Source organism: Brachyspira sp., assembly GCF_050873525.1.
Classification (GTDB): Bacteria; Spirochaetota; Brachyspiria; order Brachyspirales; family Brachyspiraceae; genus Brachyspira.
The window spans coordinates 20,922-39,406 of the sequence record NZ_JBNMIZ010000001.1; the positions used below are offsets into that span (position 1 = coordinate 20,922).

At 29.6% G+C, this 18,485-nt stretch carries 16 protein-coding genes; 13 read left to right on the forward strand and 3 right to left on the reverse strand.

All coding sequences use genetic code 11. The annotated features are described in order from the left end of the window. Window positions 1–3: 3 nt before the first annotated feature. A complete protein-coding gene (locus ACR0QS_RS00115) occupies window positions 4–1,671 on the forward strand; it encodes a hypothetical protein (protein ID WP_432631408.1) in 1,668 nt (555 codons plus the stop codon). 11 nt (window positions 1,672–1,682) lie between these two features. Here the strand turns inward: ACR0QS_RS00115 and ACR0QS_RS00120 are convergent, their stop codons facing one another. After that, on the reverse strand, window positions 1,683–2,795 hold the full coding sequence (locus tag ACR0QS_RS00120) for a tetratricopeptide repeat protein (protein WP_432631409.1): 1,113 nt from the start codon (window positions 2,793–2,795) through the stop codon (window positions 1,683–1,685). 208 nt (window positions 2,796–3,003) lie between these two features. Here ACR0QS_RS00120 and ACR0QS_RS00125 point away from each other — a divergent pair, with 208 nt between their 5' ends. The 6 genes from ACR0QS_RS00125 to ACR0QS_RS00150 all read left to right on the forward strand — a co-directional run bounded on the left by ACR0QS_RS00125 (window position 3,004) and on the right by ACR0QS_RS00150 (window position 10,884). After that, complete coding sequence (locus tag ACR0QS_RS00125) at window positions 3,004–4,548, forward strand: NAD-dependent epimerase/dehydratase family protein (protein ID WP_432631410.1); 1,545 nt, start codon at window positions 3,004–3,006, stop codon at window positions 4,546–4,548. A 45-nt stretch (window positions 4,549–4,593) separates the two neighbouring features. Beyond that, window positions 4,594–5,475 (forward strand): EFR1 family ferrodoxin, encoded by an 882-nt coding sequence (locus tag ACR0QS_RS00130; RefSeq protein WP_432631411.1) that lies wholly within the window; start codon window positions 4,594–4,596, stop codon window positions 5,473–5,475. A gap of 167 nt (window positions 5,476–5,642) precedes the next feature. Further along, window positions 5,643–6,536: an Rpn family recombination-promoting nuclease/putative transposase gene (locus tag ACR0QS_RS00135; RefSeq protein WP_432631412.1), complete on the forward strand. Its 894-nt coding sequence runs from the start codon at window positions 5,643–5,645 to the stop codon at window positions 6,534–6,536. 161 nt (window positions 6,537–6,697) lie between these two features. Beyond that, window positions 6,698–8,599: an McrB family protein gene (locus ACR0QS_RS00140; protein WP_432631413.1), complete on the forward strand. Its 1,902-nt coding sequence runs from the start codon at window positions 6,698–6,700 to the stop codon at window positions 8,597–8,599. Window positions 8,600–8,616: 17 nt separating this feature from the next. Continuing rightward, entirely contained in the window at window positions 8,617–9,996 is a 1,380-nt protein-coding gene (locus ACR0QS_RS00145; RefSeq protein ID WP_432631414.1) for an McrC family protein, read from the forward strand. Between the two features lie 72 nt (window positions 9,997–10,068). Then, window positions 10,069–10,884, forward strand: coding sequence for an ADP-ribosylglycohydrolase family protein (locus ACR0QS_RS00150; protein ID WP_432631415.1), 816 nt, complete (start codon window positions 10,069–10,071; stop codon window positions 10,882–10,884). A gap of 6 nt (window positions 10,885–10,890) precedes the next feature. Here ACR0QS_RS00150 and metX read toward each other — a convergent pair whose 3' ends face one another. Continuing rightward, window positions 10,891–11,967, reverse strand: a complete 1,077-nt coding sequence (gene metX, locus ACR0QS_RS00155; protein WP_432631416.1) for a homoserine O-acetyltransferase MetX — start codon at window positions 11,965–11,967, stop codon at window positions 10,891–10,893. Between the two features lie 466 nt (window positions 11,968–12,433). Here metX and rpmH point away from each other — a divergent pair, with 466 nt between their 5' ends. From rpmH to jag, 5 genes are all read left to right on the forward strand, one after another. Continuing rightward, entirely contained in the window at window positions 12,434–12,580 is a 147-nt protein-coding gene (rpmH, locus tag ACR0QS_RS00160) for a 50S ribosomal protein L34 (RefSeq protein WP_432631417.1), read from the forward strand. Window positions 12,581–12,650: 70 nt separating this feature from the next. After that, window positions 12,651–12,992 (forward strand): ribonuclease P protein component, encoded by a 342-nt coding sequence (gene rnpA, locus ACR0QS_RS00165; protein WP_432631418.1) that lies wholly within the window; start codon window positions 12,651–12,653, stop codon window positions 12,990–12,992. A 17-nt stretch (window positions 12,993–13,009) separates the two neighbouring features. After that, window positions 13,010–13,222, forward strand: a complete 213-nt coding sequence (gene yidD / locus ACR0QS_RS00170) for a membrane protein insertion efficiency factor YidD (protein ID WP_432631419.1) — start codon at window positions 13,010–13,012, stop codon at window positions 13,220–13,222. A gap of 51 nt (window positions 13,223–13,273) precedes the next feature. Continuing rightward, a complete protein-coding gene (yidC, locus tag ACR0QS_RS00175) occupies window positions 13,274–15,181 on the forward strand; it encodes a membrane protein insertase YidC (protein WP_432631420.1) in 1,908 nt (635 codons plus the stop codon). Between the two features lie 27 nt (window positions 15,182–15,208). Continuing rightward, the gene (gene jag, locus ACR0QS_RS00180) at window positions 15,209–15,922 is read left to right on the forward strand and encodes an RNA-binding cell elongation regulator Jag/EloR (protein WP_432631421.1); all 714 of its coding nucleotides are present in this window, start codon (window positions 15,209–15,211) and stop codon (window positions 15,920–15,922) included. Window positions 15,923–15,990: 68 nt separating this feature from the next. On the opposite strand, the gene serB is transcribed toward jag, so the two are convergent. Continuing rightward, window positions 15,991–16,611: a phosphoserine phosphatase SerB gene (serB, locus tag ACR0QS_RS00185; protein WP_432631422.1), complete on the reverse strand. Its 621-nt coding sequence runs from the start codon at window positions 16,609–16,611 to the stop codon at window positions 15,991–15,993. 141 nt (window positions 16,612–16,752) lie between these two features. On the opposite strand from serB, the gene ACR0QS_RS00190 reads away from it, so the two are divergent. Continuing rightward, window positions 16,753–18,342: an arginine--tRNA ligase gene (locus tag ACR0QS_RS00190; protein ID WP_432631423.1), complete on the forward strand. Its 1,590-nt coding sequence runs from the start codon at window positions 16,753–16,755 to the stop codon at window positions 18,340–18,342. Window positions 18,343–18,485 lie beyond the last annotated feature (143 nt).

Genomic DNA, 18,485 nt, shown 5'->3' on the forward strand with positions numbered 1-18,485 from the left:
AAAATGAAATCTGTTTATAAAATATTTTCTTTTAGCACTACGATTAGAAATCCGCAAAGAAATTCCGTATTTTTGGAATGTCTTAATAAGTTTAACGGCTTGGTTTTTGATTCAAAAAATTCTAGGCTATATTTTGAGGAACTTGTAAAAAACGGCATATACAAATTAAGCAATATTCCATCTAAAATTAACGAAAAACTTATAAACGATGATATTTTAAACGATTCGGAATTTGAAGAACTTTTAAAATTAAATCCTCAAATTTCAAGCGAAGAAAAAATAAATTTTAGAATAAGAACGCAATTAAAAGCTTTAGAATCTCAAGGTTTTCTAATTTTTTCAGGCGATAAAAATAAACCGATTATAACAATGACAAATCTTGCTTTCGAGCTTATCAATAGAAAATCTTATATTACCGATATTTATTCTAAAATCATGATTGGTTTGCATTCTGGAAATCCTTCAAGAAAATCAACTCTTAATAAAGCGAGAGTATTTTTGAATACGATTTTTGTAATCGATTTGCTTAAAAAGGAATGGGAAAAATTAGGAAACGAAGCAAAAGGAATTTTAAAATACGAATTCAAAAGTTTTGTTTTGGGAATGAAAGACTGCGATTATAAAAAATGCGTCCAAGATATTTTAGAATATAGAAAAAATTACGGATTAAAAGAAAATGAAAAATATATAAGCGATTATTTATTTAATAAATTAGGATTAAAGAAAATAAAATACGACAGCTTAAACGATTATGCGGATGAAGTTTTTAGAAAATTTGAAATGACAGGACTTTTAATTGCAAGAGGAAAATTTAAACATATTTATTATGATTTTTCTAATTTCAATTCTAAAAAAATTGAATCGCTATTAATCGCTTATAAGAATTATGATTTTAAAGAATTTTCAAATATCGAAGAATATATAAATTTTTTAGATAATATTAAGTTGCCCTGGCTTGATAGCGATGAAGTGAGAAAAGAAGTTATTAAACAAAAAGCGAAAAATTTAAATATTACTCTTAAAGATTCTGATTTTGAAAATTTAAATATTTTGGAAGAATCGCTCAATCAAAAATTTTATAATAAGGCTCTTCAATCGGCTATTTTACAAAGCGATATAAAAGAACTTTTGGAAGAGTTAAAAATTTTAGCTTCTTTATCAAATGCAAAATCCAAATACGATATACCCGAACCTTTGCGTTTAGAATATTTGCTTGCTTTAATTTTAGGAAAAAAATACGGCATTTCAAAACTTTATTCAAATCTTATATATAATGAAAACGGCATTCCTTTATCTTACGCTCCCGCTGGAAAAATAGATTTGGAATATAACGATTTTCTTTTTGAAGCGACAATGATAAAAAATAGAAATCAGCAATTAAACAGCGAAACGACAAGCATAGCGAGACATATGAAAGAAAGTCAAGATAAGAGGCGGGAATATTTAAGAACTATTTTAATCGCCCCTTATATTCATTGGGATGTAGCTTTATTTTTTAAGTTTTGCGCTAAAGAATTTGAAAGTAAAATTGCGCCTATTACTATTGCCAAATTTATAGAATTGATAGAAGAATCTCCTAATTTTAACGATTTTCAAATAAACTTTGATAAATTCGTCAATCAACTTCTTAACGAACAAACTCAAAATTATATTGATTCTATAAATTTTTAAGTCAATTAAAATTATTTTTTATTAGGCAAATGTTTTATTATCTGCGTATCAAGTAAAACCGCTCTGCTTGAATTGTCATAACCCAAAATTTTTGCATAAACTTCTATATGACTTCTGTTTTCTAAAGTAATATTCTGATTAAATATTAAATCGGCAACTCCCAAAATTTCTTTTCCGTTATTATCGTAAATTAAAAGTCTCGCTTTATTTTTTTGAACGCCGTCAATATTCGTTTGCGAAATACCGCTTACATCCGCTTTCCATTTTATATATCCGCCTTCGTATAATCCGTGATTTTGAACTACAGTTAAATAGTCGGGGCTTTCTTTGAATATATTATAATCGGGCGCTATGATGAAATTTTTTAAAACTCTAAATCTTTCTTTTAAATATTCGTTTATATCGCTATCCAACGCTCCGTTTATTATCATAACCGCTTCATTAACGGACGCACTCCTCATATTTTTCTTTGCCTTATCGAACATCTCGGCGACTTCTCTCGGCGAATATGTCGGACTTTTTGCGCTCTCGGGAATTCTGCCGTCTTCCAAACCTTCAAATAAATAAACATTTTCAAGTTTTTCTCTCAATTCTTTTTGTTCTCTGTCGAGCAAAACATATTTAATCATAGGATAAACTCTCTCTATAATCAAATAAGAACCTAAAGACAAAATAAAAACAATCGGAATAATCGCTAAAAATTTGAATATTGAAATTTCTTTTTTTCCGAGTAAATAAGGACGAGGTTTGATTTCGTTTCCTTTCGCGTTGTTTGTTAAAAATCTTATTCTCTCAATATTGTCCGCGGCGATTTTATTGTCGGGAGATAAATCGAGTATTCTAAAATATTCTCTTAAAGCGTTTTCTCTATGTCCGTTATATAAACTAATATAGCCTTTCGCTAAAGTGGCGTTAATGCAAAAACCGTCTTCACGCAAAGCCTTTCTCGATACTTCTTCCGCAGCCGAAAAATCTTTCAAAAAAATATTTGCAAAAGCGAGCATAGAAAGAGCTTCCGCGTCATGATTTAATTTGCTCGTATTGTTTAAAAGATAGTTTTTCGCTTTTTTGTATTTTTTTCTTTTAATCAATTTATAAGCGTTGGAAGATATATTATTCTTCATTAAAAAACAGTCCTATATTTTGTTTAAATAATTTGTTTACATATTCTGTTTACATAATATTATCGGTATTATGATAACTTATATTAGATATTTTTTGAAGTCGATTTTATTTATAATTTATATTCAAATTAACTTCGGTTAGTCGAATATTGATAAAAAAGAAAATTAAATATATAATCTATAAATTAAAAAATGTGCAGGAATTAGAATGAATTATAAAATAGCATTAACGGGTTCAACGGGAAATATGGGCGTTGAAACTTTAAGGCAGTTAATGGAACTTGAAAATATAGAGATTATAAAAGTTTTGATAAGAAAAGAAAGCGAGAAAAAGGCGAAAAAGTTAAAAAGAAAATACAAAAATAGAATTGAAATAATCATTGGAAATATCGAAAACAAAAAAGACTGCGAAAAATTAATCGAAGGAACAAATTATGTTTTGCATCTTGCCTCGCTTATTCCTCCAAAATCCGATAAATTCCCAGAATTAAATTATAAAGTAAACTTTTTGGGAACGAAAAATATAGTCGATTCAATTTTGGAAATGGAAGAAAATAAAAAACCAAAACTGATTCATATATCTACAGTCGCTTTATACGGAAACAGAACTGAAAAGAATCCTTGGGCGAGAGTGGGCGACCCTTTGATAATAAATAATTACGACCTTTATTCTTATTACAAACTTAAAGCGGAAAGATATGTTTTGGAATCTCCTCTAAAAAATCGAGCGATAATAAGACAGACGGCGATGCTCCATAACAGAATGCTTACCGACAATATGAGCGATGGTTTGATGTTTCACACTTGTTATAATTCGCCTTTGGAATGGATTACTGCGAGAGACAGCGGATTTTTAATGAAAAGAATAATCGAAGAAGATACGAAAAATCAACTTGACGATTCTTTTTGGAAAGGAATTTTTAATTTGGGAAGCAAAGCTGAAAACAGAATTACGGGATATGATGTTTTTAACGAAGGTTTTAAATTAATCGGCGGAAACGCTAAAAAATATATGCAGCCGAACTGGAACGCCATCCGAAATTTTCATGGAGTCTGGTATTATGACGGAGATAAACTTGAAAAATTATTTAACTATCAAAACGAATCAATAAACGATTATTGGAAAGAAATTGCAAAAAGACACTGGTATTATTCTCTCGCAAAAATCGTTCCCTCAAAACTGATAAAAATTTTTGCAATCGAAAGACTTTTATTCGATTCAAATTCTCCTCGTTATTGGCATAAAAATAAAGAAATGGGAAAAATTATCGCGGCGTTTGGAAGCGAAGAAAATTATAAAAAACTTTCTAAAAAATGGAAAAAATTTAATCTGCTTATTGAAAATAAAGACTGCAAAGGAAATTATATAAATTACGAAGAATTAAAAAATATAGAAAACGCTAAATTATTAAATCACGGATACGATGAAAATAAAAAAGAAATAAATATTGAAGATTTGAAAACAGCGGCGGAATTTAGAGGCGGAAAACTTTTAAGCGATAAAATGGAAAATATGGAAACGAAATTATTATGGGAATGTTCCGAAGGGCATAAATTTGAAGCGAAACCCGAAACGATAATAAAAGCGGGGCATTGGTGCGAAGAATGTTTTGAAAATCATACTTGGAATTTCGATAATACTGCAAAGAAAAGTCAATTCTACGCTCAAGTTTATTACGATTCGCATGACAAAAACGAAAATATGATTTATTATTTCGATAAAGATTTTAAAGCTCTTTATAAAAAGTTTTAAATAAAAAATATTAAAAATTTTAACAAATATAAAAGGTTTAATTAAATGAATAAAAATAAAAACGCGATAATATACTGGTTTTCGGGAACGGGAAATACCGAAAAAGTTGCAAAAGAATATAAAAAAAATTTTGAAGAAAATAAAATTGAAACTCTGCTTTATAAAATAACCGACAATTTTGAAGATATGCCGAGTCCTGAAAATTTTGATTATGTTGGAATCGCTTATCCGATTCATGGATTTAACGCTCCTTATCCCGTTTTTAATCTTATAAAATTATTTCCAAAAACTAAAAACAAAAATATTTTTATAATAAAAACTTCGGGAGAACCTCTAACGATAAATAATATTTCTTCAGAACCTTTGACGGCGAGATTGAAACCAAAAGGCTACATTCTAACAAACGAATATCATTATATCATGCCTTACAATATGATATTCAGACATACGGACGAAACGGCGGCGAAAATGTGGAAAACGGCAAAATCTTTATGTTCGATAGAGGCAAAAGAAGTATTGGATGAAAAAAAACATTTATTAAAAAAATTTCCTTTCGGCAGATTAATCGCTTTTTTATTTAGAATCGAGCATCCCGCGATGAAAATCAACGGAAAACTTTTTAAAGTAAAAAATATTTGCATTCATTGTAATTTATGCGTTAAGAAATGTCCCGTGAATAATGTTTATAACGATGAAAATAATAATATAAGATTCAAAAACAAATGCGTTATGTGTTCGAGCTGCGCTTTCAGATGTCCCGTAAACGCGATTAATATCGGAATACTCACGGGCTGGAAAGTGAACGGTCCTTATAATTTTGAAAATCCTCAAATCGGAATAAAAAGCAAACATGAAAATTATTGCAAAAAGGCTTACGATAGATATTTTGCGCGAGCTAGTAGTAAGATAAACGAATTTGCAAATTAACTGTTATAATTTAGGTATTATTATTGTATATCAAATCGTCATTTTGTAAATAGTTTTATAATATATAATAAAAAATAAAAAATAAAAAATAAAAATTATTCCGTTATAATATATTTTAAATAAAATATCAGTTTTGACAAATAAAATTATTCTGTTATAATATTTTTATGAACGAGTTGGAATATTTAAAAAATAGCGAAAATGAAATTATAACAGTCGACAGTCTAAACAAGAAAAATGATTGTTTTGTTCGTTATCTGTTTTCGGATAGAGGAAATGAAAATATAGTTTTAGATTTTATTAACGGAGTAATGATTGATTCAAATTTTAAAACTTTTTCTAATGTCGAAATTTTAAATCCGTTCAATTTGAGTAAATATTTGGATGGCAAAGAATCGATTGTAGATGTGAAATGTGTTACAGACGATAACGATACCGTAATAATAGAAATTCAATTGCAAGGTAATCAATATTTTATTGGCAGAAGTCTTTATTATTGGGCTAATAGTTATAGCTCGTTATTAAATAAGTCCGACAATTATACTAAACTTGCTCCAGTTATTGGAATGAATATTTTAGACTTTACAATATTTAACGATATAAAAGATTTTCATTCATGTTATTTATTAAAAGAAATTAATCATAATAAAATACTTACCGACCATTGTATGTTGCATTATATTGAATTGCCGAAGTTTGATATAAATAATATTAGTAAGGAAAAATTAAATACTTGGATAAAATTTTTTAAGGGGGAAAATATGTCAAATTTAATAAAAGAAAATAATATTTTTGAAGAAGTAGAAAAGAGATGTCAGAGTTTTATTGAAAGCGACCCATTGATAAACGCATATAGAAAAAAAGAATGGGAAGGTTATTTCCATAAGGCAGAATTATTAACAGAGCGAGAAGAGGGAATAAAAGAAGGTAGACATGCCGAACAAATCTCAATGGCAATCGCAATGAAAAAAGAAAATATAGATATAGAAGTTATTAAAAGAATAACGGGATTAAGCATTGAAGAAATTCGCAACCTGCGCCCAGACGGGGAAAAACTATAACACTTACTAAAATATATTTTTTATATAACACCACAATTATTTAACCTCTCTTAATTTCCATCCCCCGCTTTAAAAACTGAAACATAATTTCTTTAATACAACTTGAAATATAATCAAATTTATTTATAATGCTTATTAATAATATTATTTAATGGATACATATGCAATACTTTATATTTAGACATGGTAAAGATATAATAGGAAAAGCTAGAAAAAATCAATATTGCTTATGCCGATATGAATATGGATTTCAGGAGCAAAAAAGCGTGCATAATAATTGGATTTTTTTTAAAAAAGTAAAAGTTGGAGATATAATAATTTTAAGTTCTACCACTATAAAAAACAAAAAATATGCTTATGCTTGGGGATATGCTATAAAACCGAGATTTAAAAAGAAAATCAAAAAAATTAGCTTAAACTGTGACAATGTGATAAATACTCGAAAACATGGCGAAAAAAATGAATATCGTTCTGATAAGTATAATGGCTATATAGAATTTGAAGATTGCGAATGTTTTTATGAAAATTTAGAAGATGGGAAAAATAGATTTGGACAAAGAATTGATATTGATGAATGGAGAGATTATAATAAAGAAGGTGTAAAATATAGAGCTTATGATAAATCATACAAATTTAATACTATACAAGAAATTAATGAAGAAGACGCATTAAATATAATAAGAGAATTAAAAAACGACCCAAATTTTGAATTCGAGGATAAATCTATGGAAAATTATATTGAACTACTAAAATCAAACAAAAACCTAATCCTAACGGGAGCGCCGGGAACGGGTAAAACTCATTTGGCTAAAAATATAGCCTCTCAAATAATATTAAAAAAAGATTATGACGAAAGCGTTAAAAATGATAATGATTTTAAAGAACAATGCGCATTTGTGCAATTCCATCCTTCTTACGATTATACTGATTTTGTGGAAGGTTTGCGTCCTAAAAATGATAATGGTAATATAGGCTTTGTAAGGAAAGACGGAGTTTTTAAAGAATTCTGTAAAAAAGCTCTTAAAAATTTAAAAGATAGTCAAAAAGATATTTCTACTTTAAATTATGACGAAATTCTAAAAAAATATTTTTTAGAATTTATAGACGATATTCAATCATCTATTGATGGAAATGAACAATATGAAATTAAAGGGCTAAAAGGTGAACCAATAGCTCCTGTTGTATATGCGGAGTTAAAAAATGATGATGTATTTTATTATAAAATTCATTCAAAACAAGGTAACGAATATAAACAAATTGAATATTTAAATAGTTTGATAGAATGCTATAAAGATATAATTATAAAAAATCTTGATAAAATTACGTATAAAATGTTATCAAAATATACAAACGGTTTGCCATCATCTACATACGGAATTTTGAAAGCGTTTTATGATAAATATAATGAAAAAATAGAACAAGAAAAAAATAATATAACGGTTCAAGAAGTAAAAAAGAAAGATTTTGTATTTATAATAGACGAAATAAACAGAGGCGAGATTTCAAAAATTTTCGGCGAATTATTCTTTTCGGTTGATTCTGGCTATAGAGGAGAAAAAGGAAAAGTTTTAACTCAATACGCGAATTTAATCGAGGACGGAGACGAATTTAAAGACGGTTTTTATATTCCCGAAAATGTTTATATAATCGGAACTATGAACGATATTGACAGAAGCGTTGAAAGTATGGATTTCGCTATGCGCAGACGATTTGCTTGGAAAGAAATTAAAGCCGAAAATACTCAAGAAACTATATTAAGCGATTTAGGAGATTTAAAATACGAAACTATAAAAAGAATGGATAATTTGAATAATGTTATTAGAGATGAAGAAACTAATTTATCCGAAGCGTATTGTATTGGGGCTGCATATTTTAAAAAGATTAAAGATTACAAAGGCGATTTTAATAAATTATGGGATAATCATTTAAATGGACTTTTATTTGAATATACGAGAGGCATGTCAAATCAAAAAGAAATAATGATAAAATTAAAAGACGCTTATAACTCAAATAGTGATAATGATACCGAAGGAGAAGAAGAGGAAATTATTGAAGAAGAATAAATTAATTAGGTATAATAATGAAATGCATTCCGTTAATAGATAATAGAAGTCATGTGATTAAAGAATTAAAATATTTTAAAACCGAAGAAAAAATTTCAGAAGAAGATATAAGTTCATTAGAAAAAATATCTCAAAGAACGATAAAAAATATAATAGAAAACGATAATTTATTGATATTCCCAAGCGATTTAAATAAAAGTAAAAATATTGAAGAAAATAAAGCTATTTTTAATATTTATAATAATCAATTAATAACAAATAACATAATGGGTTTTATCGGTTATAACGACACTCAAATAAAAATTACTTCAAGATTCGCTTCGGAAGATAAAGATTATTTTCTTCACTATATGCTTCAAAAAGTTTTATGTTTCAATATATTTGATTTACAGCATTCGAGCGATAAAGACGATTCTTTTGATTTTTTAATTTATATGTTTATTCATTTTTTCCAAAAAGCGATTAGACAGGGAATTTATAAAAGCTATCAAAAAAGAGAATATAACGATGCGAATGTGAGAGGAACGATTGATATTAATCGGCATATAAAAAATAATATTCCTTTTAATGGCAAAGTCGCTTACAAAACGAGAGAATACAGCCACGATAACGATATAACTCAATTAATAAGGCATACTATAGAATATATCAATACGAAAAGTAGAGGAATTTTAAATATTGCAAAAGAAGAAGTAAAAAGTTCGATTTCGCAAATTATTGAAGCCACGCCAAGATACGATAAAAATAAAAGACAAAATATAATAAATAAAAATTTGAAAAAATTAAATCATCCATATTTTTACGAATACGAACCTTTAAGAAAGATATGCGTTCAAATATTAAGGCATGAAGAAATAAAATACGGACGCGAAGAAGATAAAATTTACGGCATTTTATTTGACGGCGCTTATCTTTGGGAAGAATATATTTGGACTATATTAAAAGATTTGAATTTTAAACATCCGAGAAATAAAGAACAAGCGGGCGGAATTAATTTGCTAGACAATAAATGGAGCGTCTATCCCGATTTTTATAATTATGATAAAAAAATAGTTTTGGATACAAAATATAAAATGTTAAATAAAGATAACGATAAAATTGACGGAAGCGATAAACATCAAATAATATCTTATGTCTACACTTTGGGCGCTAAAAAAGGCGGTTTCGTTTATCCTTCGGAAGATAAAAAATTCTGTTTTGATAATATAGGAATTTTGAATAGAGAATATAATAAAAATATATTGGAAGATTATAATCCTTCGATTTTCAAATACGCATTCTTAATACAAAATAAAAAATCAAACGAAGAAAATTTTGAAAATATTAACGATTTTAAAATAGAAATAGAAAAATCAGAAAATGATTTTAAAGAAAAAATTGAAAAAGAATTTAAATAATTTGTCTTTTAAATATTTTTAATCTATGATATAATAAAACGACAAAATATTAAAAAATAAACGGAGAAAATAATGCTCGGAGCGATAATAGGAGATATTGTAGGTTCTATCTACGAATTCAATAATATAAAAACTAAAGAATTCGATTTCTTTTCGGATGAAATGTTTTTCACGGACGATACGGTTATGACGATTGCGATTGCGGATGCCATAATTAACGGCGGAAAACATGATGATTTTATATGGTTTATGAAGAAATGGGGGAACGATTATATTGATAAAAGTTATGGAAGTTCTTTTAGAAAATGGCTCGAATCCGAAAATTCCGAACCTTATAACAGCTGGGGAAACGGCTCGGCAATGAGAGTATCTCCATGCGGCTGGGTTGCAAAATTAGATATTCCGTTTGAAGATGGAATTAAATGGACGGAAGATTTGGCGAAAACATCCGCCGAAGTTACGCATAATCATCTCGAAGGAATAAAAGGCGCTCAGGCTACCGCGGTCGCGATATACTGCATGAGAGTCGGAAGAGCTAAAAATGCCGTAAACGAATATAAATACATTCTTAAAAGCGAAATGGAAAAAAGATATAGATATAATTCTAACTTTCCTTTGAGTCAAATTCGCCCTACTTATACTTTTAACGAAAGTTGTCAGGGAACGGTCCCGCAGGCTATAGCTTGTTTTTTGGAGGGCAGAGATTTTGAAGATGCTATAAGAAACGCTATTTCAATCGGAGGCGACAGCGATACTCTTGCGGCGATTACGGGAAGCATAGCCGAAGCCGCTTATGGAATTCCAAAAGACATAAAAGAAAAAGCTTTTAATTATCTTAATGAACCTATAAAAGAATTATACGAAAGATGGATTAATTTTATTAAATAATAATTATTAATCGTCTAAAAAATTCTTTATATATTTCGCCTGTTCTTCGTTTTTTATCAAAAAAGCGTCATGCCCGTAATTTGATTTTATCTCATGAAATTCGGTTTCTATATTGGAATTATTATAAGCGTCTACAATATCCGCCGACTGCGAACTCGGATAAAGCCAGTCGGAAACGAAAGATATTATAAGAACTTTATTAAGCAAAATATTTTTTTTAGTTTTTATTTTTTTAATTTCATCTCGCACATCGAAAAAATCCATAGCTTTAGTGAGATAAAGAAAACTATTCGCGTCAAATCTTGAAGTAAATTTTTCTCCGTTATAATGCAAATAATTTTCGACTTCAAAAGAAGGCGTAAAATATTTTAAAGATTTTTTTCTCTTTCTTCCAAATTTTTCTCTCATATATTCTTCGCTCATATAAGTTATATGTCCGAGCATTCGCGCCAAAGCGAGTCCTTTATCGGGAGAGGAAATTCCGTAATATTTTCCGCCATACCATTCGTTGTCTTCCGTTATCGCTTGACGGGCTATTTCGTTTAAGGCTATTTGCATAGGAGAATGCGTCATCGAGCTTGCGATTATTATTGCCTTTTTAATTGTATCGGGATAAGTAGCTGTCCATTGAAGAGCCTGCATTCCTCCCATAGAACCTCCGACTACGCAATATAATTTTTTTATTCCCAAATAATCTATAAGAATTTTCTGCGCCCTTACAATATCTTTAATCGTAAAAGTTGGAAAGTCCGTTCCGTAATAAGAATTGCCTTTCGCTTTTTTTGAAGAAGGTCCCGTAGTTCCCGAGCATCCTCCCAGAACATTCGAGCAAATAACGAAATATTTATTTATATCAATCGCTTTATTTTTTCCGACAAAATTGCTCCACCATAGCATAACATTCGAGTCGCCCGTAAAAGCATGACAAACTAAAATCGCGTTATCTTTATTTAGATTCAATCTGCCGTTAATTGTGTAGGCTATAGTCAAATTTTCTATAGTCTCTCCGTTTTCAAATTTGAAAGTTTTATTCGTTTCAAAATATTTAACTTCCGATATTTTATTTTTTATTTTCATTTTCATTGGCAAAACTCCCATAATCAAATTTTTAAAATAAAAAAGCCGCCAAAAAAATTTTGACGGCTGGAGACAAAAAAACAAAATCTATACTATACAGCCGTCCGTAAATCGCATTTGCATCATAGAAAAATGATTAGTATTTACGAAAGCCGTTTTTTGCAATTTATTTTCCTCTTTTAAAAATTTTTTATTTAATTAATTTTTAATTGAACAAATTATAAACTAAAATAAAATTATTGTCAATAGGGATATATTAATCAATTTTATATATTGACAAATTTTTTATTATAATGTAAATTCAAATTAAATATAAATAAAAAATATTGAAAGAAGAGTGCTATAATGAAAAAATTAATAGTTACAATAATACTAATAACGATAGCAATAATATGCTACAAAGAGTATGTAAGAAGACAATCAATAGGCTATAAAGTGCAAGAAGCATTTAAAGAATTAGTAAAGGAGATAAATGATGAAACGAACTTATCAGCCAAGTAAGTTACGCCGAGCGAGGAAATTTGGTTTTTTTAAACGAATGGCTACGAAGCATGGACGAGATATTTTAAAACGAAGAAGAAGAAAAGGCAGATATAGATTGACGGCGGCGGACGAATAATTTAAGCGAGCAATAAATTTATTTGCGGATGTTTTTGGAAATTTTGTTAATAATCGGAAATATTTGAGTTTTGGCAAAAATATATTTTAAAGAAAGACTTAAAAAGAGAAACGATATAATCGCTTTTTTTGAAAATAGAGCCGATTTAATAAAATCAATTAATTACTTCTATACGATATTGGGATTAAAAAATAATCGTTCCTATTCGAGATTCGCCGTTAGTATGAAGAGAAATAAATCGAACGCGGTAATCCGAAACAGAGAAAAAAGAATCGTTCGAGAAATATACAGAACGGAAAAAAGCAGAATTCCAGCGGGCTACGATTATTTTATTATAGTAAAGAAAAAAAACAGCCGTTCGTTTGAAGATTGCAAAAAGGATTTATTAGAATTGTTTAAGAAATTTGAATGAGGTTTAAAAGATTTAAAATGTTTAAAAAAGTAATTTTATTTTTAATTTTTTTATATCAAAAATCAATATCGCCTTATTTGAAGCCTTGTTGCAGATATATTCCTTCATGTTCCGAATATGCGAAACAGTCGGTTATAAAATACGGAGCTTTTAAGGGAAGTTTTCTTGCGATATTGAGAGTGATTAGATGCAATCCTTTGGCGAAAAAAATATACGACCCAGTTCCTTGATTTTAGTTTGGATTTAAGATTATTGAATATTAGGAGATTAAGTAAAGATTTATGAGCGATGGAAAAAGAATGGCTATAGCGATTGGGCTTTCCGCTATTATATTATTTATATATATGTTTTATCAATCGAGATTTATGAGAACGACTCCAGCCTCTCAAAATGTTGATACGAATACAAATATTGCATTGAATCAAACTAACGATAACGAAGAAAATATAAATAACATTTTAAATACTTCGGGGATGCAAAAAATAGATAAAACAGACAATAGCGAAACCAACTTAAATAACGAAATTCAAATTTTAGAAAACGAATATGTTATAGCGAAATTAAGAAACGGAACTTTATATTCCTACGAATTAAAAAATTATTATAAACAGGATATTCCGAAAAACGCGACAAACGAAATAGTCGATATGGTTGGGCAGGTTTATAACGGAATTTATCCTTTTACTTTAACTTTTCAAAATCTTTCAAATTCAATAGCCGTCCAAGAAAATTTAAATTATAATATAATCGAAACTAATAACGAAACTATAAATTTTATTGCAGAAGCGGTTATAGAAAATGTTCCCGTTAGAATAAAGAAAAGTTTTGCATTTGGCGAAGACCCTTATCAATTAAAAAACAGCGTGACTATAGAAAATATCGGCGATAAAAATTTGTCAATGTATTATTCTTACTTTTTAGGAACGGGAATCGGACCTTACAGAACGGATAGAAATTCCGTGCGGGAAGATTCTACAAGGGCGCAATATCTTATAAGAGGAAACGGAAAATCAAGAATTTTGCTTACGGGCGATATAGCGAAAGAAAATATAATTTCAAGATTATTCGGTTCGAGAGGTTCTAAAACCAACGCTATGAGATATAATATTTACGAAGGAGAAGATAAATGGGTTGCCTTAAATAACAGATATTTTGCGATTATATCTAGTCCTCCTCAATCGAACGCAATTTTTGAAACGATGACTTTTTCTCGTCCCGCAACAAACGAATACAGAAACGATTTTCATTTGGCAAATTTGCTCACGAAGCATAATATTAACGCAGGAAGTTCTATTACCGATAATTACTCGGTTTATATGGGACCAAAAGTGAGAGGTTTATTTGCGAAATATTATCTTGAAGAATCCTACGAATCTATTTTTCAGGAATCTTTTTTGGGACTTAATTTAAGACCTTTGACATATATTTTGGATATAATGCTAAACGGTTTATACAACATTACTAAAAATTACGCTTGGGCGATAATATTATTTACGCTTTTATTCAAAATAATAACCTATCCGTTAAATCATGCTTCTTATAAATCGATGAGAAGAATGCAGCTTGTTAATCCTAAAATAGAAAGAATAAGAGAGCAGTATAAAGATAATCCCGAAAAATTGAACGCGGAGATTATGGCGATATATAAAAAAGAAAAAATTAATCCATTGGGCGGATGTTTGCCTATGCTTTTGCCTTTTCCTCTTCTTATAGCTTTTTTCTATTTGATGCAGTCGATGGTAGAATTAAGAAACACGCCTTTTTTATGGATAACGGATTTGTCTTCGCCAGATAAATTATTCGTATTTCCTGCGGGAGTTCCGATTTTAGGAGGACTTAATTTTAATTTATTTCCGATACTCATGGCAATAACGAGTTATTTAAGCATGAAACTTCAGCCTTCTTCAAGCGCGGGAAGTTCGGGTTCGGCAGCGACTCAAATGAAAATGATGACAACGATATTTCCTCTTATGATGCTTGTTCTGTTTTATAATTTTGCAAGCGGACTCGCATTATATTGGACGGCGCAAAATGTATTCGGAGTAGCGCAGCAGTTTATAACGGCAAAGTTATTAAATAAAAACGAAGATAATAATATTGAAGAAGAAAGTAAATCTGGAAAAACAAAAAAGAAAGATAAAAATTTTAAAAATATAAATAAAAAAGCTAATAATAAAAAAAGAAAATAAAATTAAATTATTTATAGGAGGGCAAAAATGTTAGTAAAAGAATTTAGCGGAAAATCGGAAAAAGACGCTATAAGCAAAGCGCTCGAAGAGTTAAATTTGACGGAAGAACAAGTTAGAATCGAGGTTGTGGAAAAAGGCAAACGAAATTTATTCGGAATAGGCGAGGAAACTCCGACAGTTATCAGAGTTTATTATGAAGAAATATCGGAAAGTCTTGGAGAGTTCAAATCTATAGTTGCGGACATATTGAAGTATATGGGAATAACAGCCGAAGTCACAGCGAAAGAAGAAAGTGGAAGCAGAATATATATAAATGTTTCTACGGAAGATTCGGGCGTTCTCATAGGGAAAAAGGGAGCGACTTTAGAGGCTTTACAGTTTTTGGTTTCTTTAATCGTCTCTAAAAATTTCGGCGAAGATAACGAAAGACATGTAATATTGGATGTCGATGGATACAGAGAGAGAAGAGAGGAAACTTTAAAACATATGGCGCGTCAAGCGGCTCAGCAGGCAAAAAGGACTAGGAGAGCGGTTGTGTTAGAGCCTATGTCTCCTTATGAAAGAAGAATAATCCATTTAGAACTTCAAAACGATAAAGATGTCGAAACGAAAAGCGATGGCGAGCCTCCATATAGAAGAGTAAAAGTATTTTCTAAAAACGGCGGATACAATAACAGAAGATATAATAACAATAATAATCGAAACAGAAATTCGTATAAACCGTATTATAGAAATAAGTAAATTATTATTTTTCATAAAGCCCGTAATATTTTAATTTGATTAAAAAATAAAATTAAATTTATTACGGGTTAAATTTTATCCAAAATAAGTCTTAAATCTTTTTTGTCTATTATTATATTCGCTTCTTTTTTTAGAATTTCTTTTGAGCAAAAAGCTACTCGGTTTTTCGCATATTTAAACATACTTAAATCGTTCGCTCCGTCTCCGACTACAAGAGTGTTATTTTCTGAAATATTGAGTAATTTTTGCAAGGCTAAAAGCATATTTCCTTTACTATCTGCAAACATCATCTCGCCGCCTACTTTTCCAGTTAAGACATTATTTTTTGTATGGAATATATTTGAAAATTCTCCGTCCAATCCTAATTTTTTAACGAATATCGAAGTCGCATTTTTGAATCCGCCCGAAAAACAAACGCATTTATATTCTTTTTTTTTCAATTCTTTAATCGTTTCTTTTGCTCCGTTCATAATTGTAAGAGACTTGCATATTTCGTTTACTTTTTCCAATTTCATTCCTTCAAGCAAAGCGACTCTCGAAGTTAAACTTTCAAAAAAATCTATCTCTCCTTTCATGCCTTTTTCTGTGATTTTTTTTATTTCTTCGTAATAATCGGTTTCTTTAGCTATTATGTCCAAAGTTTCTCCGTCCATAAGCGTGGAGTCAAAATCAAAAACGGCTAATTTCATTTTTAGAATTATTCCTTTAATTAATTAAAATAATATAACGGGAAAAAGTAATTTTGGCAAGACTTAATTTTACTAATATACTTGCCAAACTTCTAAACTCTGTTATACTATCATTTTATAATTACGGAGAAAATAAAAAATATGATAAAAAAAATTATCTCAAATATCATTAAAGAAGCGGTAAATAATTATCTAAAAAATCAAAATATAAATAACGATATAAATATTGAAAATATAGAAATCGCATATTCGGTTGACGATAAATTCGGAGATTATGCCTGCCCAATCGGAATGCGTCTCGCTAAAATATTAAAAAAAAATCCAATGGAAATCGCTCAAGGAATAATAAACAATATAGAAAATAATAAATATTTCGACAAAATCGAAGTCGCAAAACCGGGCTTTATAAATCTTACTCTTTCAAAAGAATATATAAATAATTCTATAAACGATTTATTAAAAAACGAAAATTACGGAAAAAATATTTTGGAAGAAAAAAAGAAAATTTTAGTGGAATATATAAGCGCAAATCCAACAGGACCTCTTCATATCGGGCATGGAAGATGGGCGGCGATTGGAAGCGCCTTATCGAATCTCCTTAAATATGCGGGACATGAAATTTATCAGGAATTCTATGTAAACGATGCGGGCGAGCAGATAGAAAAATTGAATCAGAGCGTTCAGGCGGTTAAAGACGGAAAAGAAATTCCAGAAGACGGCTATCATGGAGATTATATAAAAGATATTGCGAAAGAAAACGGAATTCCTAAAGATATAATTTTGGAAAGTCAGAAAAAACTTTTGAAAAGATTCAGAGTGGAAATGGATAACTATGCATTGGAATCGAAAATCAGAGAAAACGGAGAACTTGAAAAAGCAATTGATTTTTTAGATAAAGAAGGACTTTTATTTGAAGAAGATAACGCCGTTTGGTTTAGAAGCGTGAAGTTCGGAGACGATAAAGATAGAGTTATTAAAAAAAGCAACGGATTATACACATATTTTGCTCCAGATATTGCCTATCATAAAAATAAAATCGACAGAGGCTATAAATATTTAATAGATATTTTAGGAGCAGACCATCATGGATATGTTCCGAGAATTACTGCGGCGGTTAGGGCGGTTTCGGGCGACACGGCAAGTTTGAAAGTTATTTTAGGGCAGATGGTTAGATTATTCAGAGGGAAAGAAATTGTCCGAATGAGCAAGAGAACGGGAGATATGATAAGTTTGGAAGAAGTTATTGACGAGATTGGAGTCGATTCAACGAGATATTTTTTGCTTATGCGTTCGTATTCGAGTTCGCTTGATTTCGATTTGGAACTTGCAAAAAAGAAAGACAACGATAATCCAGTTTATTATATTCAATACGCTTACGCGAGAATTTGCAATATATTTTTTAAGCTCAAAGAAAAAAATTTAAGTTATAACGAAAATAAATCTTTCGATATAAATAATATTTCAAACGAAAGTTCTTTAAAACTTGCGAAAATTATTTTAAGACTGCCAGATGAAATTTACGAATCTTCAAAATCTTTGGAAGTTTATACTTTTCTAAATTATACTTACGAAGTGGCGTCCGCATTGCATAAATTTTATTACGACAATATAGTTTTGGACGAAGACGAAAATATTCGGCAGGAAAGATTAACTTTGGTAAAAGCCGTCCAAAAAGTTTTAGGAATTTGTTTCGATATTATAGGAATTTCAAAAATAGAAAGAATGTGGTAATTTTTAAAATAAAAAATCCGCCTCATCGTATAAGACATAACTGCGCCTGACTTTTTCGTCAGGTGGGCTACCCAGAAACATGACCTTGATTTCTCAAAACCGCAAGCGGCGAGCCTATCATTGATATTTCGCTCTGTATCCCT